The sequence below is a fragment of the Nonomuraea cavernae genome (assembly GCF_040655715.1).
Classification (GTDB): domain Bacteria; phylum Actinomycetota; class Actinomycetes; order Streptosporangiales; family Streptosporangiaceae; genus Nonomuraea; species Nonomuraea cavernae_A.
Window position 1 is genome coordinate 247844 of the sequence record NZ_JBFAKL010000002.1, and the last position, 23265, is coordinate 271108.

The 23265-nt window shown below is 71.0% G+C and carries 25 protein-coding genes; 15 read left to right on the top strand and 10 right to left on the bottom strand.

The features are described 5' to 3' along the window. The first annotated feature begins 57 nt into the window (after positions 1 to 57). From AB0I38_RS04030 to AB0I38_RS04045, 4 genes are all read left to right on the top strand, one after another. Positions 58 to 1059 carry a helix-turn-helix transcriptional regulator gene (locus AB0I38_RS04030; RefSeq protein ID WP_358461494.1) on the top strand — a complete coding sequence of 334 codons (1002 nt, stop codon included), beginning with the start codon at positions 58 to 60 and terminating at the stop codon, positions 1057 to 1059. Positions 1060 to 1189: 130 nt separating this feature from the next. Next, positions 1190 to 1735, top strand: coding sequence for a YciI family protein (locus tag AB0I38_RS04035; protein ID WP_358461497.1), 546 nt, complete (start codon positions 1190 to 1192; stop codon positions 1733 to 1735). Between the two features lie 39 nt (positions 1736 to 1774). Beyond that, complete coding sequence (locus tag AB0I38_RS04040; protein WP_358461499.1) at positions 1775 to 2317, top strand: GNAT family N-acetyltransferase; 543 nt, start codon at positions 1775 to 1777, stop codon at positions 2315 to 2317. 216 nt (positions 2318 to 2533) lie between these two features. Then, positions 2534 to 3028: a hemerythrin domain-containing protein gene (locus AB0I38_RS04045; protein ID WP_358461501.1), complete on the top strand. Its 495-nt coding sequence runs from the start codon at positions 2534 to 2536 to the stop codon at positions 3026 to 3028. Positions 3029 to 3091: 63 nt separating this feature from the next. Here AB0I38_RS04045 and AB0I38_RS04050 read toward each other — a convergent pair whose 3' ends face one another. Together AB0I38_RS04050 and AB0I38_RS04055 are read right to left on the bottom strand one after the other, a co-directional pair. After that, positions 3092 to 3919 (bottom strand): SDR family oxidoreductase, encoded by an 828-nt coding sequence (locus AB0I38_RS04050; RefSeq protein ID WP_358461504.1) that lies wholly within the window; start codon positions 3917 to 3919, stop codon positions 3092 to 3094. Positions 3920 to 3928: 9 nt separating this feature from the next. Further along, positions 3929 to 4549 (bottom strand): TetR/AcrR family transcriptional regulator, encoded by a 621-nt coding sequence (locus AB0I38_RS04055; RefSeq protein WP_358461507.1) that lies wholly within the window; start codon positions 4547 to 4549, stop codon positions 3929 to 3931. Positions 4550 to 4610: 61 nt separating this feature from the next. On the opposite strand from AB0I38_RS04055, the gene AB0I38_RS04060 reads away from it, so the two are divergent. After that, a complete protein-coding gene (locus AB0I38_RS04060; RefSeq protein WP_358461510.1) occupies positions 4611 to 5765 on the top strand; it encodes an NADH:flavin oxidoreductase in 1155 nt (384 codons plus the stop codon). 53 nt (positions 5766 to 5818) lie between these two features. On the opposite strand, the gene AB0I38_RS04065 is transcribed toward AB0I38_RS04060, so the two are convergent. Beyond that, positions 5819 to 6850, bottom strand: a complete 1032-nt coding sequence (locus AB0I38_RS04065; protein ID WP_358461513.1) for a saccharopine dehydrogenase family protein — start codon at positions 6848 to 6850, stop codon at positions 5819 to 5821. 97 nt (positions 6851 to 6947) lie between these two features. Between AB0I38_RS04065 and AB0I38_RS04070 the strand changes: the two genes are divergently transcribed. After that, positions 6948 to 7895: a helix-turn-helix domain-containing protein gene (locus AB0I38_RS04070; RefSeq protein WP_358461516.1), complete on the top strand. Its 948-nt coding sequence runs from the start codon at positions 6948 to 6950 to the stop codon at positions 7893 to 7895. Positions 7896 to 7957: 62 nt separating this feature from the next. Continuing rightward, entirely contained in the window at positions 7958 to 8440 is a 483-nt protein-coding gene (locus tag AB0I38_RS04075) for a hypothetical protein (protein ID WP_358461518.1), read from the top strand. On the opposite strand, the gene AB0I38_RS04080 is transcribed toward AB0I38_RS04075, so the two are convergent. Next, positions 8430 to 8645: a hypothetical protein gene (locus tag AB0I38_RS04080; protein ID WP_358461521.1), complete on the bottom strand. Its 216-nt coding sequence runs from the start codon at positions 8643 to 8645 to the stop codon at positions 8430 to 8432. The genes AB0I38_RS04075 and AB0I38_RS04080 overlap by 11 nt on opposite strands. A 224-nt stretch (positions 8646 to 8869) precedes the next feature. On the opposite strand from AB0I38_RS04080, the gene modA reads away from it, so the two are divergent. Genes modA through AB0I38_RS04095 form a run of 3 tightly spaced genes read left to right on the top strand, consistent with a single transcriptional unit; the run spans position 8870 to position 11565 of the window. Further along, positions 8870 to 9667 (top strand): molybdate ABC transporter substrate-binding protein, encoded by a 798-nt coding sequence (modA, locus tag AB0I38_RS04085; protein WP_358461524.1) that lies wholly within the window; start codon positions 8870 to 8872, stop codon positions 9665 to 9667. Between the two features lie 6 nt (positions 9668 to 9673). Then, complete coding sequence (locus AB0I38_RS04090) at positions 9674 to 10537, top strand: ABC transporter permease (RefSeq protein WP_436838713.1); 864 nt, start codon at positions 9674 to 9676, stop codon at positions 10535 to 10537. Next, positions 10534 to 11565 (top strand): ABC transporter ATP-binding protein, encoded by a 1032-nt coding sequence (locus tag AB0I38_RS04095; protein WP_358461527.1) that lies wholly within the window; start codon positions 10534 to 10536, stop codon positions 11563 to 11565. The genes AB0I38_RS04090 and AB0I38_RS04095 overlap by 4 nt, the downstream gene beginning before the upstream one ends. 21 nt (positions 11566 to 11586) lie before the next feature. Here the strand turns inward: AB0I38_RS04095 and AB0I38_RS04100 are convergent, their stop codons facing one another. The 5 genes from AB0I38_RS04100 to AB0I38_RS04120 all read right to left on the bottom strand — a co-directional run bounded on the left by AB0I38_RS04100 (position 11587) and on the right by AB0I38_RS04120 (position 17880). Next, the gene (locus AB0I38_RS04100; RefSeq protein WP_358461530.1) at positions 11587 to 13551 is read right to left on the bottom strand and encodes a hypothetical protein; all 1965 of its coding nucleotides are present in this window, start codon (positions 13549 to 13551) and stop codon (positions 11587 to 11589) included. Between the two features lie 264 nt (positions 13552 to 13815). Next, positions 13816 to 14307: a hypothetical protein gene (locus tag AB0I38_RS04105; protein WP_358461532.1), complete on the bottom strand. Its 492-nt coding sequence runs from the start codon at positions 14305 to 14307 to the stop codon at positions 13816 to 13818. Between the two features lie 69 nt (positions 14308 to 14376). Then, positions 14377 to 15456, bottom strand: a complete 1080-nt coding sequence (locus AB0I38_RS04110) for a lipase family protein (protein ID WP_358461535.1) — start codon at positions 15454 to 15456, stop codon at positions 14377 to 14379. Positions 15457 to 15529: 73 nt separating this feature from the next. Then, positions 15530 to 16978 (bottom strand): MFS transporter, encoded by a 1449-nt coding sequence (locus AB0I38_RS04115; RefSeq protein WP_358461538.1) that lies wholly within the window; start codon positions 16976 to 16978, stop codon positions 15530 to 15532. A gap of 104 nt (positions 16979 to 17082) precedes the next feature. After that, the gene (locus tag AB0I38_RS04120; RefSeq protein ID WP_358461541.1) at positions 17083 to 17880 is read right to left on the bottom strand and encodes a class I SAM-dependent methyltransferase; all 798 of its coding nucleotides are present in this window, start codon (positions 17878 to 17880) and stop codon (positions 17083 to 17085) included. 474 nt (positions 17881 to 18354) lie between these two features. On the opposite strand from AB0I38_RS04120, the gene AB0I38_RS04125 reads away from it, so the two are divergent. The 3 genes from AB0I38_RS04125 (at position 18355) to AB0I38_RS04135 (ending at position 20488) form a co-directional block, all read left to right on the top strand. Next, positions 18355 to 18792: a cupin domain-containing protein gene (locus AB0I38_RS04125; protein WP_358461543.1), complete on the top strand. Its 438-nt coding sequence runs from the start codon at positions 18355 to 18357 to the stop codon at positions 18790 to 18792. Between the two features lie 138 nt (positions 18793 to 18930). After that, the gene (locus tag AB0I38_RS04130; RefSeq protein WP_358461546.1) at positions 18931 to 19698 is read left to right on the top strand and encodes an alpha/beta fold hydrolase; all 768 of its coding nucleotides are present in this window, start codon (positions 18931 to 18933) and stop codon (positions 19696 to 19698) included. Continuing rightward, positions 19679 to 20488, top strand: a complete 810-nt coding sequence (locus tag AB0I38_RS04135; protein ID WP_358461549.1) for a MerR family transcriptional regulator — start codon at positions 19679 to 19681, stop codon at positions 20486 to 20488. Before AB0I38_RS04130 ends, AB0I38_RS04135 begins: the two co-directional genes overlap by 20 nt. A 12-nt stretch (positions 20489 to 20500) precedes the next feature. Here AB0I38_RS04135 and AB0I38_RS04140 read toward each other — a convergent pair whose 3' ends face one another. Then, positions 20501 to 21889 carry an MFS transporter gene (locus AB0I38_RS04140; RefSeq protein WP_358461552.1) on the bottom strand — a complete coding sequence of 463 codons (1389 nt, stop codon included), beginning with the start codon at positions 21887 to 21889 and terminating at the stop codon, positions 20501 to 20503. A 90-nt stretch (positions 21890 to 21979) separates the two neighbouring features. Between AB0I38_RS04140 and AB0I38_RS04145 the strand changes: the two genes are divergently transcribed. Both AB0I38_RS04145 and AB0I38_RS04150 read left to right on the top strand, forming a co-directional pair. Then, positions 21980 to 22558 (top strand): TetR/AcrR family transcriptional regulator, encoded by a 579-nt coding sequence (locus AB0I38_RS04145; RefSeq protein WP_358461555.1) that lies wholly within the window; start codon positions 21980 to 21982, stop codon positions 22556 to 22558. Between the two features lie 130 nt (positions 22559 to 22688). Then, positions 22689 to 23117: a hypothetical protein gene (locus tag AB0I38_RS04150; RefSeq protein ID WP_358461558.1), complete on the top strand. Its 429-nt coding sequence runs from the start codon at positions 22689 to 22691 to the stop codon at positions 23115 to 23117. Positions 23118 to 23265: the final 148 nt, after the last annotated feature.

A 23265-nucleotide genomic window follows, 5' to 3' on the forward strand; every position in this document is an offset into this window, starting at 1 on the left:
CACCCTGACACCCCTGGCGGACAGAATCGGTCCGCCATCTCTGACAGGGTGGGCGACATGGACAGGGCGAGCGGTGCCGAACGAGGCACGACCGAGCGGGTGCTCACCCTGCTCGGGCTGCTGCAGCAGCGCCCGGTCTGGACCGGCCCCGAGCTCGCCGACCGGCTCGGGGTCACACCGCGCACCGTGCGGCGTGATGTCGGACGGCTGCGCACGCTCGGCTATCCGGTGCACACCAGACAGGGGGCCGGCGGCGGCTACCAGCTCGGCCCGGGGCAGGACCTGCCGCCACTGCTTCTCGACGACGAGGAGGCGATCGCCACCGCGGTCTCGCTGCTCGCCGGCGCGGGTGGCGCGGTCGCCGGCGCCGGCGACGCCGCGCTCCGGGCGCTGACCAAGCTCGACCAGGTGCTGCCCACCCGGCTGCGGCACGAGGTGCGCGCGCTCTCCGGCTCGGTGGAGTCCTTCGGCGGCGGCGGCCGCACGCCCATCGCTCCCGAGGCGCTCATGACGCTGGCCAGGGCCTGCCGCGACGAGGTCGAGGCCGGCTTCGACTACCCGTCAGGGAGCGAGGTGCGACGGCGGCGGGTCGAGCCCTACCGCCTGGTCGCCTCCGACCGCCGCTGGTACCTCCTCGCCTACGACCTCGATCGCGACGACTGGCGCAGCTTCCGCGTCGACCGGATGACCGACGTGACCGCACGGACCTGGCGCTTCCGGCCGCGCGCGGCACCCGACGCGGCGGCGTACGTGCAGGAAGGGGTGGCGAGCCGGGTCTACCCGCACCAGGCGCGCTTCCTCGTGCACGCGCCGGCCGACACCGTGCGCGCGCAGATTCCGGCGTCGGCGGCCGTCGTACGACGGCGAGGAAGCAAGCTGTGCGAGGTGCTCAGCGGCGCCGCCAGCCTCGACTTCGTGCTCATGCACGTGCTCCTGCTGGGGCACGACTTCGAGGCACTCGACCCTCCGGAACTCGGGGCGCGCTGCCGCGCGCTGGCGGAGAGACTGCTGTCGGCCGGTGCGGCGATCCCGCCGGCGCCGGACATGACGGAGTCATGAGCCGCGACCACGCCGGCGCCGCTCGCGGTCGGCCCGTGCGCGCTCGTACAACGGAACGGCCCGGCCCAGGTCGCAGCCCGTCCCGAGAATCCGTTTCCGGGACGACCGTTGGTGGGTGAAGACTACGGGCATGGAGTTCCTCTGTTACCACCGTGACCGGCCCGATTCCATGGCGCTGCGCAACGAGCTACAGGAAGAGCATTGGTCCTATATGGACCGGTACGAGAAGGAGATGATCGCCCGAGGCCCGACCCTCGACGGCGACACAGCCACCGGCAGCGTGCACATCGTCGACCTGCCCGATCCCGCCGCCGCCCGCGCGTTCGCCTTCGACGAGCCCAACTACCAGGCCGGCGTGTACCGGGACGTGCTGCTGCGACGGTGGAGCAACCTGCTGGGGCGCACCATGTGGGAGTTCCCCGGCGGCCGGACCGGTGGCAACCGATACCTGGTGCTCGGCCTCGGCGCGGGGCAGGCCGCCGACCTCGCCCTGCCGCCCGACCGGGACCCGCTGATCGCGTACGGGCCGCTGTCGTCCGACGACGGCGCCACCTGGCTGGGCACGGCGGCGCTGGTCCGGGCGCCGGACCCGGACACGGCCCGCGCCATCCTGACCCCGGACCGGTACGCCGACATCGAGGTGCACAACTGGCAGTTCGGCGGGCGGCGGTCATGACCCGATGACGCGACCCGCAGCACAGGCAAGGAGCAGCCAGTGACCGGGGCGCTTCCCCTCTTCGAGCAGTTCACCTCACCCAGCCAGGTCTCCGACCAGCGCAGAGACACCCTGGCCGAGTGCTGGGTGGAGGTGACCAACGCGGGCGGAGCGGCCGGATTCCCCTTCCCGCCCGTCGACACCACGCACGTGAGCGCCGCCCTGGCGACCATCATCGACTCTCTCGACCCGCACACCAGCCGCCTGCTGTGCGCGACCCTCGGTGGGGAGCTGGCCGGCTGGCTGAACGTGCGGCGCGACCCCTTCGCCCTGATCGCGCACTGGGGCACCGTCCACCACGTCCAGACCCGCACCCACCTGAGAGGCCAGGGCATCGGCGCGGCCCTGATGACCGAGGCACGACGGATCGCGCGTGACGAGATGAACCTCGAACAACTCCATCTCGCCGCCCGCGGCGGCGTCGGCCTGGAGACCTTCTACGGACGGCTGGACTGGAAGGAGATAGGCCGCTGGCCCGGCGCCCTGCGCCTCGCGGACGGGGAAGACCGCGACGAGATCCTCATGCTCCTCTCGCCGCTGTAACCGGACGCCTCACCCAGATGACCGCCCTCGGACGCGTGGTTTCCTGCCGAGCCACGTGCCCGTTCCAGCGGAGGATCCTCAGATACCGACAGCTGTCCTGTATCGCGGCGGTTGACAGATCATGTACGTGTGGGTAGATCCTTGTGCCAGCGTCGCGGTGCACCCGGCAAAGAGACCGCCGAGGGCATGGAGGCGCCGAAACAACGGACGACCTTGGTGACATCCCATGAACGCCTGGCGGCGTTCGGCAATCAGCTGATCGAAGTACACATCTGGCTCCGCGAGAAGCTCGCGGCGCTGCGTGAAGACATCGACGCCTATCTCGCCGGGGGCGCGCGACACCGCGAGCTGCGGGCCCACTGCCTGACCTTCTGCTCGGCGCTGCATCGGCACCACACCGGCGAGGACGACGGCGCGTTCCCCGAAGTCGCCGAGCAGTTCCCCGAGCTACGCCCGGTGCTGGAAGAGTTGCGCCGCGATCACCGGCTGGTGGAGGACTCCCTGAGACGGCTGGAGGCGCTGGTCGACGAGCTGGACCGGGAGACGGATCCCGTCGCCGTCCGGCGCGAGCTGGACAGTCTCGCCGCGCTGATGGAGACGCACTTCGTCTACGAGGAAAAGCGGATCGTCTCGGCGCTCAACGCGCTGAACGTGCCGGGCTGGGACCGTTCCCCGCCCGCGTTCCTGCTCACCGACGGCGCGGAGCGCTGACCGGCTCCGGCTCCGTGTGCCGGTCCGTCCGCTCTCATGTCACGCCGGGTGCACCTTGAACCTCTACAGCGTCATCGCGGTCGGCTGGGCGTCGGGGCGCATGGCGGCGTCGGTGCCGCCGTCCACGTACAGGACCGCGCCGGTGGTGAAGCGGGCCTCGGGCCGCAGGAACTGCTGCACCCAGAACGCGATGTCCTCGGGCCGGCCGAAGACGCCCAGGGGCATCGGCGTCGGGAACGCGTCCGGGTCGTGGTCGGCCGCGTCGCCGGTCGAGCCGAGCATGAGCGGGGTGAGCACCGCGCCGGGGGCGATGGCGTTGAGCAGCACGCCCTGCCGCGCCCACTCGGAGGTGACGGCGGTGCGGCGGACCCATCGGGCGAGCGCGAACTTCGAGGAGGCGTAGGCGGAGATGCTGGGCGCCATCGCGCGCATCTCGGCGGGCATCGCCTCGGCGGCGGCGCGAGCCCGCTCACGGGCCGCCTGCTCCTCCCCCGCCAGCGCCAGCTCCACCAGACCGTCATCGATCAACGGGACGGTCGACGCGGAGTTCGACCCGATCACGACGGCGCGTCCGATCCCCGAGGCCGCCAGCGCGGGCAGCAGCCGCTCCAGCAGGCGGACCGGGCCGAAGTAGTTGATCGACACGACCGCCGCGGCGTCGGGCAGGTTGGGGCCGACCCCGGCGATGGCGGCCACACCGTCCAGCGTCCCGCCGCAACGGGCCAGGATCTCCTCGGCCGCCAGGTCGCGCCCCTCGGCGGTGCCCAGGTCGGCGAGGATGTCTGCGTCGCGCAGGTCCACGCCGATGACGGTGTGCCCGGCCGCGCTGAGGGCCGCGGCGCTGGCCGCGCCCATGCCCGAGGCCGAACCGGTGACGGCGAACGTTGCCATGCTTGCTCCCTAAGGATGTGAGGGGTGAGGGGGTGCGGTCAGACCAGCGGTGACGAAGGCGATGACGGTCGCGGTCTCCGGCAGCGACACGGCGGCGGCCGGAGCGGGAGCCACTGATCGCCCGTAGACCTCCAGCAGTAGCGTGAACGCCAGCCGCCACCGCTCGGCCACCTGGCGCGCGGGAAGACCGGGCAGTGCCCGGCCGAGCATGACCTCGAACGGCGCGGCGCCGAACCACGTCGAGACGTGGGCCAGCCGCCCGTTGGACAGCGCCGAGCGGGCCAGCAGATGGGACAACATCCGGCCCTTCTCCGTGCGCGACAGCTCCTCGAACGGCTCCACGATGGCCGTCACCAGGTCACGCACGTCGAACGGTTCCCCCTCCCCTCGGGAACGGCGGGCGACGGCGTCCAGCCGGTCGGCCCACAGCGGCGAGAGCTCCTGTTCCAGCAACGCCGCGATGAGCCCCTCGCGGGAGCCGAAGTGGTAGTGCGCGGCTCCCGGGTTGAGCCCGGCCTCGGCGTTGATCGCGCGCACCGACACCTGCTCGTAGCCCTTGTCCAGGAACAGGCGCTCAGCGGCGGCCAGCAGCCGGGCCCGGGTCGGGGCCGGGGGTACGTCTTCCGTCACGTTCCAATCATATTCCAATCAGTGATTGACTGATGTGAGACCCCGACCAGGAGACCCCGACATGGACGTGTTCGACCAGGCCAAGCTCGGCCCACTCACCCTGCGCAACCGCATCATCAAGGCGGCCACGTTCGAGGGCATGACCAAGGGCGCCGTCGCCGGCGACGATCTCGTCGCCTTTCACCGCGCCCATGCCGCCGGCGGTGTCGCCATGACCACCGTCGCCTACTGCGCGGTCGCCCCCGAGGGCCGCACCGAGCGCGACCAGATCTACATGCGCCCCGACGCGCTGCCCGGCCTGCGCCGCCTCACCGACGCCGTGCACGCCGAAGGCGCCGCCGCCTCCGCCCAGATCGGCCACGCGGGACCGGTCGCCAACGGCAGGTCCAACCGGCTCCCCGCCCTGGCCCCGTCGGCCTCGTTCAGCGCGCAGGCCATGGCGATGACCCGGCGCGCCACCGTCGCCGACATCGAGCGCATCACCGCCGCCCACGCCACCGCCGCCAAGCTGGCCATCGAGGCGGGCTTCGACGCCGTCGAGATCCACCTCGGCCACAACTACTTCGCCAGCTCGTTCCTCAGCCCTAAGATCAACAAGCGTAAGGACGGCTACGGCGGCTCACTCGCCAACCGCGCCAAGGTCGCCCTCGGCGCCGCTCGCGCCGTCCGCGACGCCGTCGGCGACCGCATCGCCGTCCTGGCCAAGCTCAACATGGACGACGGCGTGCCCGGAGGGTTCTGGCTGGACGAGAGCCTGCAGGTCGCCCAGTGGCTGGAGCGCGACGGCAGCGTCGACGCCCTCGAACTGACCGCCGGCAGTTCCCTGCTCAACCCCATGTATCTCTTCTGCGGCGACGCCCCGGTCCGCGAGTTCGCCGCCACGTTCAAACAGCCCATGCGCCTGGGCATCAAGCTCGTCGGCGACCGCTTCATCCGCGCCTACCCCTACCAGGAGGCGTACCTGCTCGACAGCGCCCGCCAGTTCCGCGCCGCGCTGAAGACGCCCCTGATCCTGCTGGGCGGCATCAGCCGGCGCGCCACCATGGACCTGGCCATGGCCGAGGGCTTCGAGTTCGTCGCCATGGCCCGCGCCCTGCTGCGTGAGCCTGACCTGATCAACCGCATCCAGCGCGACCCCGCCACCCCGTCGCTGTGCATCCACTGCAACAAGTGCATGCCGACCATCTTCACCGGCACCCACTGCGTTCTGGCCTGACAGGTCGGCCGTGCGCAGATGCGCCCCGTGCTCGGTCATGGCGAAACATCCGCTCAGTGCGGCAGCTCCACCGACAGGTGCGGAGTCAGCGACCGCAGGAAGTCCGCCGCGTCGAACATGGCGCCGGCCGAGGCCACGCCCTCTGCCCGCGTGTGCCCTGCCAGGATGCGCCGGACGGCCTCCACCGCCAGCGGTGCGGTGACCGCGTAGATGTCCTGGCCGCGGGCCGTGGCACGTCGCTCGACGCCGTCCGCGCGCACCACGACGTCGACGACGAAGGTCTGGTCCGAACGTCCCAGAGCGTCGACCGCGGTCGGCTCCGGGGTGTCCTGCCTGGCCAGGTCGCTCGCGGCCGCGACGGTCATGTACGTGCGGACGTCGGGCACGGCCAGGTGGCTGGGGACGGTCACGACATCCGCCATGGTGAACTCCGCGATCACCGCTCGCCGGCCCAGTGGCTCCGGAAAGGACCACTCCTGCTCCGTCAACTGGTCGTCGTGGTACTCCAGCGCCCCGTTCCTGAACCGCACCCGACGCCCCGAACGACGCTGATGGGACACCTGACCCGCCGCCCGGGTCCCCACAGTGGGATGCCAGCCGCTCAATCCGTACGCGACGTGCACCATGTCCGCGGCGGTCGACGTCCCCATGGCCGCGGTCACCAGCAGATCGCCCAGTCCACCGTAGAAGGCCATCGCCGGCACCACGGATGTGCCCGCCTTTCGAGCCGCTTCCGCATAGTCGGCGAACATCGAGGCGTTCGCCTCGATCTCTGCCGCGACGTCGACGTACGGGATCGCCGCCCGCAAGGCCGCCTCAACGACGGGACCTCCCGTCACCGCGAACGGCCCGGCACAGTTGACGACAGCCGCCGCGCCGGCGAGGGCCCGGTCCAACGAGTCCGGATCATCCACCGTGGCCGGCCGGACCGCCACTTCCCCCCACTCCTTCGCCAGCGCCTCCAACCGGCCCGCGTCACGGCCTGAGACGACAGGGGTGAAGCCGCGCCGGAGCAGTTCGGCGACGATGAAACGCCCCGTGTGCCCCGTCGCTCCGTAGACGACCACCGCATCCGATGTGCCCATGATTCTCCCGATCTCGATGTGCTGAGGAGTCCACTCTCGCCGAACAAGGAACCTGATCGTGAGGGTCCGAAACGACATCATGCGTACACTTTCGGACATGCACACCGTCGCACTGGCGACCGCCGGCCACCTGCTGCACTTCGAGCTGGCCGTGGCCTACGAGATCTTCGGCACGCCCCCGCGCGAGGCCACGGCAGGCTGGTACGACGTGCTGCTCTGCGGGCCCGGACCGGTGCGGGTCGGCCCGTTCACGGTCGAGCCGGACCACGGGCTGGAGCGCTTGATCAGCGCCGACACCGTGATCGTGCCCGCGTGCGCGGACATCGACGATCCGCCGCCACCCGAACTGATCGACGCCGTACGCGCGGCCCACGCGTCGGGGGCCCGGGTCGCCTCCCTCTGCACCGGGGCGTTCACGCTCGGCGCGGCAGGCCTGCTGGACGGCCGGCGGGCCACCACCCACTGGGCGCACGCCGCGGAGCTGAGCGCCCGCCATCCGCGGGCCGTCGTGGACCCGGACGTGCTGTACACCGACAGCGGCAGCGTGCTCACCGCCGCGGGGAAGGCCGCCGCCGTCGATCTCTGCCTGCACCTGATCCACCTCGACCACGGCGCCGGCGTCGCCAACTCGGTCGCCCGTCGCCTCGTCACGCCGCCCCATCGGCCCGGCGGCCAGGCCCAGTTCGTGGCCACGCCGATGCGGGTCTCGGGCGACCACCTGCTCGCCGGCCTGCTCGCCTGGGTCCAGCAGCGGCTGGACCAGCCGCTGACGGTGACGGACCTGGCACGGCGAGCGAACACGAGCCCGCGCAACCTCGGACGCCAGTTCCGCGCGGTGACCGGGCAGGCACCGCTGCAGTGGCTCCAGACCCAGCGCGTACGCCGCGCCCAGGAGCTGCTGGAGACCACCGACGAGAGCATCGAGGCGGTCGCCCTCGCCACCGGCATGGGCACCGCCACGACCCTTCGACGCCAGTTCAAACGGATCGTCGGAGTGCCGCCCGACAGCTACCGGCGCTCGTTCCGCAGCGCGAAACCCGCCTGATCGTCAACGCGACCAGACCCCAAGCCCGTCAGCGTACAAAGGCGAGCCGACCTTGGAGAAGCATGACCACGCCTGAGCACATCACGACCTGGCGCGACGCTCGCTACGACATGCCCGTCAGCCAGCAGCTGGAGCGCTACAACGAGCTGGCCGCCAAGGACACATCGGCCCGCGCCCGGATCGAGCTGGTGACCCGGCAAATCTATGACCCCGCCCGGCATGGAGCCGATGACCGTCCTCCCCTCACCGTGGCCGAGCACATCGAACTGCTGGCGCTCGCGGAGTGCGTCGCGCGTACCGTGCGCCATCCCGCCAACATCCACCACGCGTTGCTCGCCGGGGTCACCTGGGCCGATATCGCGCGCGTCGTCGACTCCGACGAGCTCACCCTCCGGCGGGACTACCAGCAGTGGGCCGACGACCAGCACGACCTCAACCGGCACCACCCCGACCTCGGCATGACCACCGACGAGCACGTCGCCGCGACCGCCAGAGCCGCGGCGGATGAGAGCCTCGCGGACGGAGATATCCGGATCAGGCGCTGACGACGTGCTCGGCCTGGTCGCGCCGGGTGTGGAGGTCCCAGTACGCCTGGGCGATGTCGTCGGGGGCGCGGTGCGGGTAGCCCTCGGGCGCCTGCTCGGCGATCATGAGGTTGATGGCCACGGTGGCGGCGTGGACGCCCCGCTCGCCCAGGGTGTTGTGCAGGTTGTGGACCCAGTCGCGCAGCCCGGCCTGAGCGATGTTCATGGTGGCGAGGGCCGAGGATCGCAGGAGTGCTCCGCACTCTCGTGGTTGCCATGGCAGATCGGCGGATCATGCCGCTGTTGCGATGCAAGACGGGTATTCAGCCTGGAATGTGCGGACGGTATCGTGTGGACGTGTGACGACGTTTCGGATCAGCGAGACCGTGGCGCGGCTCGTGGAGATTCCCGGGTACGAGCGCGTGGCCGGTCATGTGTGAGGAGCCCCCCTTGGTGTTCAGGCGACCTTCCCGATGGGCGATCGCCCTGCCCGTCGCGCTCGCGCTGGCGGGCCTGTCCGGTTGCGGCTCCGGCGCGCCGGCCACCTCCACGACCTCGGCGTCGGCCGGCGCAGACGCCACGGAGGTGACGGTGTTCGCGGCGGCGTCGCTGACCGGGACGTTCACCGACCTCGGCAAGACCTTCGAGGCCGCGCACCCGGGCACGACGGTGCGGTTCAACTTCGGCTCCAGCGCGACACTGGCGCAGCAGATCGTCCAGGGCGCTCCCGCGGATGTGTTCGCGGCGGCCAGCCCAGCGACGATGAAGACGGTGACGGACGCGTCGCCGGCCGGTTCGCCGGCCACGTTCGCGCGCAACAAGCTGCAGATCGCCGTACCGGCCGGCAATCCGGCCCAGGTGGAGGAGCTGAAGGACCTGACCGACGCCAAGGTGAAGGTCGCGCTCTGCGCCGAGCAGGTGCCGTGCGGCGCGGCGGCGGCCAAAGCGCTGGACGCGGCCGGGCTGAAGGTCACGCCGGTCACCCTGGAGCAGGACGTCAAGGCCACCCTCACCAAGGTGAAGCTGGGCGAGGTGGACGCCGCGCTGGTCTACAAGACCGACGTGATCGCCTCAGCAGGCAAGGTGACCGGGATCGAGTTCCCCGAGGCGGACCAGGCGATCAACGACTACCCCATCGCCACCCTGGCCCAGGCGCCGGCCGGTGACGCGGCCCGGCGGTTCGTCGACCTGGTGCTGTCACAGCAGGGCAAGGATGTGCTGACCAAGGCCGGCTTCGAGGCTCCCTGACCACCGATGAACTCTTCCGCGCCGAAACGGCTTGACCCGGCGGACCCGCGCGGCGGGCCGGCCGGCCGCCGGTCCGCGAACCGTGAGGTCTCCGGGCGGCCGCCCTGGATGCTGGTGCTGCCCGCGGTGGCAGGGCTGGTGTTCCTGGTGCTGCCGCTGGCCGGGCTGCTGATCCGCGCCCCCTGGTCCACGCTGGTCCAGCGGCTGGCCGAGCCGCACGTGCTGGAGGCATTGCGGCTGTCGCTGGTGTGCGCCACCGTCGCCACCGCCTTCTGCCTGCTGCTCGGGGTGCCGCTGGCCTGGCTGCTGGCCCGGGTGGACTTTCCCGGACGGCGGCTGGTCCGGGCCCTGGTCACCGTGCCGCTGGTGCTGCCCCCTGTGGTGGGCGGGGTGGCGCTGCTGCTCGTGCTCGGCCGGCGCGGGCTGGTCGGGCAGTGGCTGGAGGCCACCTTCGGGATCACGCTGCCGTTCACCACCGCCGGGGTGATCATCGCTGAGGCGTTCGTCGCGATGCCGTTCCTGGTGATCAGCGTCGAGGGCGCGCTGCGCGGCGCCGACCAGCGCTTCGAGGAGGCCGCCGCCACGCTCGGCGCCTCACGCTGGACGGTCTTCCGGCGCGTCACACTCCCGATGATCATGCCGGGTGTGGTGGCCGGCGCGGTGCTGTGCTGGGCGCGGGCGCTGGGTGAGTTCGGCGCCACCATCACCTTCGCCGGCAACTTCCCCGGCACCACCCGCACCATGCCGCTGGCCGTCTACCTGGCGCTGGAAACCGAGCCCGAGGCGGCCATCGTGCTCAGCCTCGTGCTGCTCGCCGTCTCGGTGATCATCCTGGCCAGCCTGCGCGACCGGTGGGTGAGCAGCCCATGACGTTGCAGGCCCGCCTGGTCGTCACCCGGCCCGCGTTCACCCTCGACATCGTCCTGGACGTCGAGCCGGGCGAGGTCGTGGCGCTGCTCGGCCCCAACGGCGCGGGCAAGACCACCGCCCTGCGCGCCCTGGCCGGGCTCACCCGCATGTCCGGCGGGCAGATCGGCCTGCGCGGCCGGCCGCTGCACACCCTGCCGGCCGAGAGCCGCCCGATCGGCATGGTCTTCCAGGACTACCTGCTCTTCCCGCACCTGAACGCGCTGGACAACGTCGCCTTCGGGCCACGCTGCCAGGGGGTGCCCAAGGCCGAGGCCCGCCGCGCCGCCGCCGTCCTGCTGGAACGGGTCGGCCTGGCCGACCGGGCCGCCGCCAAGCCGCGGCAGCTGTCCGGCGGGCAGGCCCAGCGGGTCGCGCTCGCCCGGGCGCTGGCCGTGCGGCCCGAGCTGCTCCTGCTGGACGAGCCGCTGGCCGCCCTCGACGCCCACACCCGGCTGGAGGTCCGCGCCCAGCTGCGCCGCCACCTGAACGACTTCGACGGCGTCACCGTCCTGGTCACCCACGACCCGCTCGACGCCATGGTGCTGGCCGACCGGCTGATCGTCATCGAGAACGGCGCCATCGTCCAGCAAGGTCCCCCCGGCGAGATCGCCCGCCGCCCGCGCACCGACTACGTCGCCCGCCTGGTCGGGCTCAACCTGTACCGGGGCCTGGCCGACGGAACACAGGTCAAGGTGGAGGAGTTGCCGTTCAGCACCGCCGAGCCACTCGACGGGCCCGCGTTCGTCGCCTTCCCGCCCGCCGCCGTCGCCCTCTACCGCTCCCGCCCCGACGGCAGCCCGCGCAACCTGTGGCAGGCCCGCATCGACGGCATCGAACGACACGGCGACAACGTCCGCGTGCACCTCGACGGCCCCATCTCCGCTTTCGCCGACATCACCCCGGCCGCCGTCGCCGACCTCGACCTGACCCCCGGCCAGCAGATCTGGGCCTCGGTCAAGGCCACCGAGACCCACGCCTACCCGGCTTGACCTCCTCTCCACCGAGAAGGATCAAGGAACGCGGCCAGGCACGCGCCTGTCATCCCGAGGTTGATAACAGCACAACCGTCCGGTGTGTACGGTGCCCCGCAATTCCTCACCGAGAATCAGGTCGGCGTCGGCGATTCGCTGAATGGCCCGCCGAATGGCCTTACCGACCGAGATACGGGCGCGCTCCTCATTGCCAGTGAAATTTCGGACTCGCCCCCCTAAACCGGTCGCGGATGCCAGCCCCTCGATCAGCCAGTCACGTTCCGCACGGATCTGCTCGGCCCGGACGAGGTCGTTGGCGGACTCGTAGGCGTCCATTTCCTCCTGCAACAACGACAGCCGTTCGCGGTAGGCCCTGATGGCTGCCTCGTCCAGCGTCGGATGGCCCAGGCCGCCTCTGGCGGTCACGGCCGCCCGCTGATCCGGAACTGGTCCGGCGGCCAGCTCGATGGCCGGGATCTCGTACCGGGGATTGGCCAGTAAAACCGCGAGATAGGCCATGCCCAGGCTGTGCTCCACCCGCACGCTCCTGATGCCCAGCCCGACCCTCCACCAGCGGCCCTCACGCCGGCATTCCAGGAGCGGCCGCCGCCCCCCGGACGCGGCGTCCGCGACCGCGCCGTACAGCTCCCTCTCCCCCGGCACGACCATGCCCAGCCCGGACGCCTCACGCGAGGCGACCTCCAGCTGCCGGGCCGCCTCGTCGACGTCTCCGGCGCCCGCCCGGAGCAGGAGCGCCTGGACCCAGCGCACCCGCGACAGGACCGCCGCCGGCCAGTGCCCCATGGCCAGGTTGCCCCTGACCGCCATCCGCAGATGCTCGTTCGCCCGCTGCGCGTCGCCCATGGTCAGCGCGGCCACGCCGAGCGTGTGCTGGGCGGACCCGAAACAGGCGACGCCGAGGCTGCCCACCAACGGGAGCTGGGCGAACGGCGTGAGCAGCTCGTAGACCGCGCAGGCGGTCTCGGTGTCCCCCAAAAGGTTCGCCGCCTCCACGATGCCGAACATGGCGGCCAGCCAGGTGCTCGACCGGGGCAGCAGGGCCAGGTCGAATCGGCGCAGCCGCGCCAGCGCGCCGCTGGCCTGCCGATGATCACCGGCGGAGGCGGCGGCCACCGCCAGCGCGGCCAGGTAGGAGTTGTCGACCACGCTGAGGTCGGGCGAGTTCACCACCTCGGCCAGCATCGGCACCAGCTCGCCCAGGCGGCCCTGATACCAGCGGATGGCCACCATCTGCCCGCCGTACCAGCTGACGGCGTCCGGGTCGCCGACCACCATGCCCCGTTCGACACAGCGGGCCGCCTCGGCCTCGGCCTGCGCCAACCGGCCCGCGCGGATGCTGAGCATCACGTCGATCGCCTGCAGCACGAACCCGATCGCCTGATGGTCCTGCCGCGCCAACTCGCCGCGTAGTTCGGCCAGGCAGCGTTCGGTGTGCGGATGGGCGTCGAGGATATGGTCGATGGTGCGCCACAACAGACCCAGCAGCAGATCGCCGCGGCACCGGGTCTGGAAACCCGCCGCGAGCAGCTCCCGGGAGACCTCGTGACGCGTCTCGCCGTGGCCGGGACCCAGCAGGCACTGGTGGGCCAGATCGGCCGCCTCGGCCAGGGCGACCGGATCGCCGGCACTCCTGGCCTCCTCCAGCAGGGCGAGGATGGCGGCCTGCTCGCCCGACCGGTAGTCGGCCTCGGCGGCCAGCCGTACCCGGAGCCGGAGAGCGAGCGTCGAGCGCGGGTCCACCGCCGACAACGCGTGCCGCAGCCGCACCTCGATCGACGTGCCGGCCGTCAGGCCGCGGTGGTCGTGCACCCACCGGCCGGCCAGACCCAGCACCGCCAGAGCCGTCGCCCGGCCGTCGCCCTCGTCTTCGGCCGCGCGGTAGGCCGCCTCGAAATGCTCCCGGCTGGAGCGCTGGTCGCCCTCGACGCACCAGGCGTGCAGCCCGCTGAGAAGCATCGACCCGACCCGCTCCGAAACCTCCATGCCCTGGTGCGACGGACAGCCACGGGAAGGGGACGGTTGCCGGATCACGAATCTCTCCAGGCCGGCGAGCGCAGTTTCATAGCGATGATTCTTCAGATTCCGCAGGAGCTCGGATAGCCGGGACTTGGACATTCTTCGCGCCGCCTCTTGTCGTATTCGCTGCGGGCCTCCGCGCGGCGCGAGCGATTCGTACGCGAAACAGCCCTGCCCGCCGGTTTCGAGTTTCGAGCTCGGCGGGCAGGGCTCATACCAACGGCTACGCCACTACCAACGGCCATTCACCACGTTCGAGTTCTTCGCCATGCGGGAATAACCGGGCCCCTCGAAAATGACCTTGGCGTAGATCTCATCGCCCTCGGCGTCGAAGTTCTGGCTCTTGTCCTCGTTGAGGTAGGAGCAAGGAACCTTGGGCTGGGCGGTGACGATGAGCCCGCTGTCGTACTTGCTCGCGGTCAACAGCGCGTTCGGCGCCTTATAGACGCGGTTGTCGTAGACGAGGTCGTCGGCCCAGACCTCGATCCGGACCGTCGCCCCGTTGTCGACCTGGTACTGCGCCTGGGCCTGCGTCATGCCGACGTTGGTGATGACGGTCAGCTGGCACTGGTCGCCGCCCAGCTTGTTGATCGACAGGCGGGGCTTGGCCATGACGCCGGGCGCCGTGTCGGCGTGGGCGGACACCGCCCCCAGGCCGAGGAGCGCCGCTGTGGCGCTGGCGAGCACGGCGGCCGATCGGATGGTTCTCTTGAACAATGACATGATTTCTCCAGTGGTCGGGATGTGGTGCGGCAGCAGGCCCGGATGGCGTGCGTGCCAGATGGACAGAGGTCAGCCGAGCCGTTCCGCCAGCCACTCGACGGCGTCCGGGGCTCCCGCGAACGCGCCGGCGAGGTGCTCCTCGGCCCGCACGTCCGCCCAGGTCACCTTGGCGCCGAGCGCGGCATAGTCGGCGAACAGCTCGCGGCCCTGCACGGTCGGCACCAGCAGGTCGCCGGCGACGTGGTAGAGGTAGACGGGCGCGCCTGGCCTGCGGCGGCCGTTCTTCTCCCGGTCGAGGAGCGTCAGCCAGGCCGGATCGTCCCAGGGCTCCTCGCGGACCGTGTGGTGGTGCAGCGGCTCGGGGAAGTCGACGATGAGGCCGGTCACGTCCAGGGTCGCGGCCCGTGCGGCGGCCTGCTTGCCCCGCTCGCTGAGGACCGCTTCGAGGGCGGGGTCCTGGTGGGCGTGCGCCAGGCCGACGAGGACCGCGAGCCCGAGCCCGGAGAACGGTCCCCCGTCGATGGCCTTCGCGACCGCCAGCAGGTCCGAGGGAACCCCGCCCGCCGCCACCGCCCGCACATCCAGGTCCGGCGCGTAGGAAGGCTGGAGTTCCGCCGCCCAGGCGGCGTTCCGCCCGCCTTCGGAGTAGCCCCAGACCAGGACGGGCCCGCCCGAGGGCAGGTCCGCGCCGAGACCGGGAGCCGCCCTGACGATGTCCAGCATCGTGTGGCCGCCGGGCCGGCCCGCGCCGTAGGTGTGCGGCCCCGGCATCCCGAGGCCCTCCCCGTCGGTGACGGCGACCGCCCAGCCGCGCGCCAGCGCGGACTCGATCATCGTGATCTCGAACTCCGTACCCGACCGCATCAGATAGCTCGGAGCGACATCGCGGCCCAGGCCGTGCACGCCGACGCCGTAGCTGAGAATCGGCCGGACACCGGCGCCCCGCCAGGGCGAGGAAGGAACGAGGACCGTTCCCGAGACCGCGATCGGCCGGTCACGTGAATCGGTCGAGACGTAGACCACCTGCCAGGCGACGGACGCCTCGCCGCTCTTGACGTCGACCTTCCGGAACCGAAGCAGGTCCCCGGGACGGCCCAGCCGGTCGATCGGCGCGTAGAAGGGATCAGCGCTAGGGACAGGAATGTACACAACGACACCTTTCTGGATGGAAGTGGAAGTGGGATTCAGCGCCTCGGGGCGCTGACCACGGTGACGCCGGGGATCAGCGCTTCGGGGCGGTCACCACGGCGACGCCGAACGCGACCACGGCCAGGCCGCCCGCGATGGCGAACCCCTGCACGAACCCCGACATGAGCGCCTCACCGATCACGCTCGGCGGGTGCGCGGCGGCCGTCGGGCCCCGTTCGGCCAGATTCGCCGTGGTCTGCGACGCCGCCAGGGCGGCGAGCACCGCGACGCCGACCGTGCCGCCGACCGCCTGGAAGGTGCTGAGCAGCCCGGACGCGATCCCGGCGTCCGCCTCGGCGACGTCGGTCATGGCCGAGGCGGCGTTGGCCACGAACGTCGTCCCCACCCCGGCGCCGAGCCCGACCAGAGCGGGCAGCAGCAGAGTGAGATAGGAACTGCCGGTGTCGAGCGCCACCAGGGAAAGCGCCGCGACCGCGGTCGCGGCGGTGCCGCCCAGCACCAGCGTCCGGGGCCCGGACACGTGCACGAGCCGCCGGGTGACGATCGCGAAGATGAGCACCCCGATCCCGATCGGCAGGAACCTGAGACCCGCCTCGATCGGATCGTGGCCGAGCACGTCCTGCAGCGCCCGGCTGAGGAAGAAGAAGGACGGGTAGAGGCAGGCGAACAGCAGCCCGGCCACGAGGTACGCCCCCAGCCGCGTGCGATGCGCCAGAAGCCGCAGCGGCAGCATCGGCTCGGCCGTTCTCCGCTCGACCACGACGAAGCCCGCGAACAGCAGCGCGGCCAGGCCGAGGGCGATCGAGGAGGTCAGGCCGCCCCATCCGTCGGCGCCCGCGCGGATCACGCCGTAGACCAGGGCGGCCAGCGCGGCGGTCCCCAGCGCGGCGCCCGGCACGTCCGGCCGGCGCCGCGGCCCGGTCGACTCGGGAAGAACCCGCCGCGCGGTGGCCAGCAGCATGATCCCGATGGGCACGTTCACCAGGAACACCCACCGCCAGGACGCCAGCTCGGTCAGGACCCCGCCGAGGACCAGCCCGAGCGTGATGCCGAGTCCCGCCATACCCCCGTAGGCGACCATCGCCCTGGTGCGCGCCGGCCCCGGCGCGAACAGCGTCGTGATCAGGGAGAGCGTCGTCGGGGTGGCGAGCGCGGCTCCCACCCCCTGCCCGGCACGCGCGGCCAGCAGCAGCCCGGAGTCCTGCGCCAGCCCGCCGAGCAGGGACGAGGCCGTGAACACGAAGATCCCGATCATGAGCGTACGACGATGACCGGCCAGGTCCCCGGCGCGTCCTCCCAGGAGCAGCAGGCCCGCGTAGGCCAGCGTGTAGGCGTCGATCACCCACGCCAGGCCCGAGTTCGACAGGCCGAACTCCCGTTGCACGGCGGGCAGGGCGAGGTTGACGATCGTCACGTCCAGAGTCGCCATCAGCTGCGCCGTGCAGATGAGCGGCAACGCGAACGGGCTGAGCGCTCGCAGGGACGTCGACTCGAAGCGTAAGTGCGTTGTGGAACGTGCCATTCTGAACCCCCCGGTGAAAGCGCTGTGACTAGCGGCTGACCCTCACCGTGTTCCATCCCGTTCCACCGGTGTTCCAGCCTCGTGCCCTCCTGCTTCGCACCGCGTCACAGGCGTCGGCCGATCGTGAGGACGACCGACCAGTGGCGGGTGAGTCGTCCGTCCGGGCGTGCGGCGAGGAGGCGGCGTATCTCCTGGTAGAGGTGCTGCCGCTTGGCCGGCTCCATGGCGATATGGCCGGAGAACGTGTCGAGCAGGGCGAGGTATTCGTCTGCCGCGTAGCGCGAACTCCATACGTAGCGCCGGGTCCCGACCACCGTGAAGCGCCCGGAGGCCTCGAACTCCGTGGCGGTGGGGTCGAACCGCTCCTCGGGCCGGGGCGGGGGCCACGGGGCGCCATCGCCTTCGCCGATCTCGTCGTAGACCTGCTGGATCTCGGTGAAGAAGGGGTCGAAGCCTGCCGGGAACGCGTGGTCGGCGTCCCACACGGCCAGGTGGCCGCCCTCGGTGAGCAACTCGGCTGCTTTCGCGTACTTGACCTCCGGGTCCACCCACTTCCACGCCGTGGCCGCGTAGGCGAGATCGAAGCGGCCCCCCGCCGGCGGCTCCCAGTCTTCGAACGACGACGTGACCACGGAAACGCCGGCGAACGCGGCGAGGCGGCGCCGCGCCTCCGCCGCCAGAGCCTCGCCGAGCTCGACCGCGGTGATCCCGAAGCCCCTCCGGGCCAAGGGCAGGGTGGCCTTCCCCGGCCCGCATCCGACTTCGAGCAGGTGCGCCGGTGGCGTGATCTCCGTGATCGCGAGCAGATCCGCGTACAGCTCGGACGGGTAGTCGGGACGGGCGTTCTGATAGGAGTCGGCCACGCTGTCGAAGGTGGTTCGCAGCCGGAGATGGTGTGCCATGATCCAAGCCTGATCGCGCGGCGGCCCGAGAGCTACTTCACGTCGCTGCGTGGGGCCAAGATTCATTGCGACATATCGCCCCCTGGCCGCGTTGTCCCGGTCCCCCGCCGCATCGAGGTGCGCGATGGCCAATCCTGGGAGTTGATCTGGAGGATTGCCGCGCCCGTCTCCGGGGACTACCGGCTCACCTGCGACGACAACGGTGGCGGATTCTTCGGGATCCGCCGGCCCTGACCAGGTGCCACCGGAAAACAGCGGGTACGGGCCGTGGCGTTCGCAGCGGGCGGAACCTTGCGCCGCCACGCCCCGACACGCACGCGCACTACCTCGGAAGCGAGCTCGGCGAGCGGACACTGGTACCGGGCGACGGCGCCACCCTGGCCGGATCCGCTACCACGACCGGCCGTCACACACCGCAGGCAGGTAGCACGCCCCGCCCGCGCTCCATCACCCAGAGGCAGGAGAGGTAATCCCATGTCCGAGAACGACCCCGCGACCACCGGGCCCAGGCCGAGATCCACCGCGTGGCAGACGGCGCTGACCCTGGTACAGGAGGCCGAGCCGCCGTTCATCCCGCAGGGCGCGCACGCCATGGTCGTGGTGATCGAGTTCCCGCCCGGTGACCCCGGCACCCCGCCGCACCGGCACTCCGGGCCGGCGTTCGGCTACGTGCTGGAAGGCGAGATGCTGCTGGAGCTGGAGGGCGAGCCGGAGCGCGTCGTACGCGCCGGGGAGGCCTTCTGGGAGCCGGGCGGCGACGTCATCCACTACCAGGACGGCAACAACCGCGACGACATCCCCCTGCGGTTCACCGTCACCATGCTGTGCGAGCCCGGCCAGCCGATGCTCACCCTGGTCGACGACGACGAACTCGCCCGGCGCGGGGACCGCCGCGCCCCGCGTCCGGCCTGAGCGGAAAGGGACCATCCCCGGCAGCTGGTAGCACGCGGACACTCGATCGAGTGACGTCACGATCCACCTTGACCTTGACCCAAGGTCAAGGTGAAGACTGATCGCATGACCAGTTCGACCACCTCACCATGGACCGGCATGGTGCCCATCGACGACACGGCCCTGTCGGTCACCGACACCCGCGGCCCCGGTCGTCCCGTTCTCTATCTCAACGGCTCCTACGCCAGCCAGCGTTCCTGGCGGCGTTTGATCGCCGAACTCGGCCCCGAGTGGAGACACGTCACCTACGACGAGCGGGCTCGCGGCAGGTCGAAGCGGTCGGCGGACTATTCCTTCGAAGGGTGTCTTCGTGACGTCGACGCGGTTGTCGAGGCAACTGGGGTTGACCGGCCGCTGCTTGTCGGCTGGTCCTACGGTGCGGCGCTCGCGGTGCACTGGGCCGACCGTAACCCTGACCGGGTCGCCGGCGTGGTCTCGGTCGACGGTGCGGTTCCGTGGGGGCTTACCGGGGAGGAGAACCGGGAACGGATCCGGCGCATCTTCCGCAAGATGCGGATGTTTCTGCCGCTCGCGCGCCCGTTCGGCCTGGCCGCCTCGATGAGTGCCGCTCAGCACGCTGAGGTCAACATCGAGATCAACGAGGTCTGCGCCGCCCTCGAGCCGGTCCTGGACCGGCTGTCCTGCCCGGTGCGTTACATCGTGGCCACGGGTGCGAACCTCGGTGGTGGCGCGGAGGAGATGGAGCAGATGCGCGCCTCTCTCAATCCGGTGCTCCGCCGGAATCCGCATCTGCGGGTCAGCACCAAGGTCGAGAGCAACCACACGCAGATCCTGCGTAAGGACTTCCGGGCAGTCGCCGCTGCCGTACGGGAGACCGCCGCAGCGCATGATCGGCAGGATCGCTGAGTCGATGACCGATGGGGTGACCATCGGCCAGGCGGCCGCCTTCGCCGACATCACGATCAAGACGGTGCGGCACTACCACAAGCTCGGCCTGATCGACGAACCAGCGCGCGACAGCTCGGGTTACCGGCGATACCGGTCGGCTGATCTGTTGCGACTGGTGCAGGTCAGGACTCTGGCCGCCGCAGGGGTGCCGTTGGGCGACATCGGCCCGCTGCTCGACTCCGACGCCGCGTCGTTCGCCGCCACACTCGTCGACGTCGAGCGGCACCTCACCGAGCGGATCGCCGAGTTGACCGCGCGGCGGGACGTGCTCCACCGACTCACCTCCGGCGACCGGACCTTGTTGCCCGACCGCGCCGTGGCGATGCTGGAGGGAATGCCGACTCTCGGCTTCACGCCGTGCGACGTGCGAACCGCCCGCGAATCCTTCGTACTGGCCAAGGCCCTGGTCCCCGAAGGCTTCGACGACTACCTCACCGATATCGAGCACGCGCTGCACGACCCCCGCTTCGTCGAACTGACCAAGCGCAGCGCCGAAGTCACCGGCTGGGAACCGGATGACCCCCGTGTTGCCGAACTGGCCACCGACATGGCCGAGCACTACCTCGCCAACCCCGCGCAGCTGAGGATCGTGACCGGCCTGCAAGCCCGCACCGAGACCGCGACCCGGTACCGGCTGATCGCCCACCACGGCGAAGAACAGGACTCCGCCGCGGCCCGCTTGGCGTCGCTCGTCGAAACGAAGCTTCGCGCCGCCGGGATCGACATCCCCAGACCAGATACACGCTGACCAGTCGGTCCGTCACTTCTGACGGCCGGGTGTGACCAGCGCGGCGACGACGGCGGCGACCGCCGCCGCGACCGCGGCCACGGTGAATCCGCCGGCGAAACCGCTCAACGTGGTCCCGGCCAGGCTCGCGGCCGCGACGCTCGACATGACCGCGGCTCCGATGGAGGCGCCGAACTCGTGGAAGGTGCTCACGATGCCGGAGGAGATCCCGGCCTCGTGCGGCGCCACCTGGCCGAGGGCGGTCGCCGAGGCGATGACGAACAGCGCGCCGGTGCCCGCCGCCGCGACGGCCACGCCGGCCACGACGCTGACCGGGCTCATCGACACCGCCGGGACGGCCATGCCGATCGCCGCGACCGTCAGGCCCGCGACGGCCAGCCCGCGTCCGCCCCATCGGCCGAGCATGCGGCCGGTCAGGTTGGCGCCGAGCATCGTCGCCAGCGCCACCGGCAGGAACAGCAGCCCTGTCCGCAGCGCGCCGTATCCCAGAGCCTGCTGGAAGTAGAAGGTGCCCAGGAAGAACACCGCGATCATCAGCGCCGTCGCCATCAGGATGAGGAAGGCGCCGGTCGCCACGGGCCGCCGGGCCAGCAGCCGGACGTCCATCAGGGGCGAGCGCGTCCGCCTCTGCCACAGCACGAACAGCACGTAACCCACCGCGGCCGCCAGGATCAGCCCCCCGGTGAACGTGGTGAGCCACCCCCTCTCACCCGCGGCGATGAAGGCGTAAATCAGCGATGCGGAGGAGGCCGTCACCAGGATCGCGCCGAGGACGTCGAGCCGGGGCCGGTCGGCGGGCGCGGACGAGCGGGCCGGTAGCAGGGTGGCGAGCACCGCGATGATCACCAGTCCGATGGGCACGTTGACGTGGAAGACCCACGGCCATCCGGGCCCGGCGGTGAGCAGGCCGCCGAGGAGGACGCCGAGAGCCGCGCCGCCGCCGCCGAGCGCGGACCAGACGCCCAGGGCCTTGTTCCGCTCCTCGCCGTCGAACAGGGCCACCACCAGTGACAGGGCCGCCGGAGAGAGCAGCGCCGCCCCGACGCCCTGGCCGATGCGACCGCCCACCAGCATGCCCGCGGATCCGGCCAGGCCGGTCACCAGCGACGCCGCGGTGAACACGAGAAGGCCGGCGAGCACGACCCGCTTGGCTCCCACCAGGTCCGCGAGTCGGCCACCGAGCAGCATCAGGCCGCCGAAGGTGAGCGTGTAGGCGCTGACCGTCCAGGTCAGCACCTCACGGCTGAGCCCGAGGTCCGTCTCGATGTGGGGCAGCGCGATGGCCACGACGGTGACGTCGAGGATCAGCATGAGCTGTGCCACCCCGAGAAAGCCCAGGATGCGCCAGCGTGCCGGATGCGGCTCGTGAGGTGATGTCTGCTGTGCCGGTGCTTGGGTCATCGGACCTCCATGCGACTAACTCGTACGTTCATGTACGAGCTTTTGCCTTCACTATAACCCGTATCCGTCCGTACGAGTTAAGATGTGGGCATGGCCGCGCCCTCCGCCCGCTCCAGACGCCGCGCCGACGCCGAGCGCAGCATCGCCCGCATCGTGTCCGCGGCGCGCACCCTGCTGAGTTCGGATCCGAACGCGACGACCGACGACATCGCGCAGGCCGCCGGGGTCGGGCGGATGACCCTCTACGGACACTTCCGCACGCGGGCCGACCTGGTCGGAGCCGCGCTCACGGACGCGCTGCGGACCGGCGAGGAGACCCTGTCGTCCATCGACCTGACCGGAGACGCGGGCGACGCCATGACCCGCCTGCTGGCGTCGAGCTGGGCGCTCGTGGCCGAGTCCGCGGCCCTGCTGGCCGCCGCCGAGGGGGTGCTCCCCGAGGGACGGGTGCGAGACATGCACGCCGAGCCCGCCCGGCGCATGGCCGAGCTCATCCGACGCGGCCAGGAACAGGGCGCCTTCCGCACCGACCTGCCCACCACCTGGCTGGTCAGCCTGGTCCAGTACATCCTGCACGGCGCGGCGGCCGAGGTGCGCGCCGGACGGCTGCCCTCAGATGAGGCCGCCCACGTGGTGACCAGATCCGTCCAATCGGTCCTGACCGGCTGACCCTCCACCGTGGGTGTCGAAGGACACCGTGCCTGCGTATCGGACGAGACAGACCCCGCATGCGCTTCCGGCTGGAATGGTGACAGCCCGGAAAAGTCCTCGGGCGAGCATCCAAAGGGGAGAAAAGGCCATGCGAAAGGTTCTTCGATGGGCGGTGCTGCCACTCGCCGTGGCCGCGCTCGCGAGCGCGGCGCTGCCGGCGGCGGCGGCGACCACCACCACCACCACCACGTACACGATCGAGCTGATCTCGCTGACGTGCAACAAGAAGCAGACCGCCGTCGGCAAGGACAGGCCGTACCTGAACATCGACGGGACGCGCGAGTTCGGTCCGGTCGAGATGGGCAAGGGCGACACCGAGTCGCTCGTGGGCAGGACGCACGACTTCACCGGCAGCAGCGCCGTCATGGAGCTGTTCGAGGAGGACAGCGGCGTCGACGACTTCCTCGGCAACGTCATCGTCAATGACACCGAGTCCGGCGCGGGCGTTCAGGTCGACGAGTTCGACCACCTGAACGGCGCCAAGTACACCATCGTGTACGAGGTCAACCCGGCCTGACGGTCACGGCATCGACCATCACGGTTACGGACGCTCCGACCCCCGGCGGGTCGGAGCGTCTTCCGCATTCCCCACCCCGATCTCAGGCGACTTATGAGGACAATTGCCTTCTCGTAACTCGGACGGATAATTACGCTCGGGGCCGCCG

Coding starts and splice junctions, on each gene's coding strand:
- AB0I38_RS04030 (WP_358461494.1), top strand. CDS start 58: ATGGACAGGGCGAGCGGTGCCGAACGAGGCACGACCGAGCGGGTGCTC.
- AB0I38_RS04035 (WP_358461497.1), top strand. CDS start 1,190: ATGGAGTTCCTCTGTTACCACCGTGACCGGCCCGATTCCATGGCGCTG.
- AB0I38_RS04050 (WP_358461504.1), bottom strand. CDS start 3,919: ATGGCAACGTTCGCCGTCACCGGTTCGGCCTCGGGCATGGGCGCGGCC.
- AB0I38_RS04060 (WP_358461510.1), top strand. CDS start 4,611: ATGGACGTGTTCGACCAGGCCAAGCTCGGCCCACTCACCCTGCGCAAC.
- AB0I38_RS04065 (WP_358461513.1), bottom strand. CDS start 6,850: ATGGGCACATCGGATGCGGTGGTCGTCTACGGAGCGACGGGGCACACG.
- AB0I38_RS04070 (WP_358461516.1), top strand. CDS start 6,948: ATGCACACCGTCGCACTGGCGACCGCCGGCCACCTGCTGCACTTCGAG.
- AB0I38_RS04075 (WP_358461518.1), top strand. CDS start 7,958: ATGACCACGCCTGAGCACATCACGACCTGGCGCGACGCTCGCTACGAC.
- AB0I38_RS04080 (WP_358461521.1), bottom strand. CDS start 8,645: ATGAACATCGCTCAGGCCGGGCTGCGCGACTGGGTCCACAACCTGCAC.
- AB0I38_RS04090 (WP_436838713.1), top strand. CDS start 9,674: ATGAACTCTTCCGCGCCGAAACGGCTTGACCCGGCGGACCCGCGCGGC.
- AB0I38_RS04095 (WP_358461527.1), top strand. CDS start 10,534: ATGACGTTGCAGGCCCGCCTGGTCGTCACCCGGCCCGCGTTCACCCTC.
- AB0I38_RS04100 (WP_358461530.1), bottom strand. CDS start 13,551: ATGGAGGTTTCGGAGCGGGTCGGGTCGATGCTTCTCAGCGGGCTGCAC.
- AB0I38_RS04105 (WP_358461532.1), bottom strand. CDS start 14,307: ATGTCATTGTTCAAGAGAACCATCCGATCGGCCGCCGTGCTCGCCAGC.
- AB0I38_RS04115 (WP_358461538.1), bottom strand. CDS start 16,978: ATGGCACGTTCCACAACGCACTTACGCTTCGAGTCGACGTCCCTGCGA.
- AB0I38_RS04120 (WP_358461541.1), bottom strand. CDS start 17,880: ATGGCACACCATCTCCGGCTGCGAACCACCTTCGACAGCGTGGCCGAC.
- AB0I38_RS04125 (WP_358461543.1), top strand. CDS start 18,355: ATGTCCGAGAACGACCCCGCGACCACCGGGCCCAGGCCGAGATCCACC.
- AB0I38_RS04130 (WP_358461546.1), top strand. CDS start 18,931: ATGGTGCCCATCGACGACACGGCCCTGTCGGTCACCGACACCCGCGGC.
- AB0I38_RS04135 (WP_358461549.1), top strand. CDS start 19,679: ATGATCGGCAGGATCGCTGAGTCGATGACCGATGGGGTGACCATCGGC.
- AB0I38_RS04140 (WP_358461552.1), bottom strand. CDS start 21,889: ATGACCCAAGCACCGGCACAGCAGACATCACCTCACGAGCCGCATCCG.
- AB0I38_RS04145 (WP_358461555.1), top strand. CDS start 21,980: ATGGCCGCGCCCTCCGCCCGCTCCAGACGCCGCGCCGACGCCGAGCGC.
- AB0I38_RS04150 (WP_358461558.1), top strand. CDS start 22,689: ATGCGAAAGGTTCTTCGATGGGCGGTGCTGCCACTCGCCGTGGCCGCG.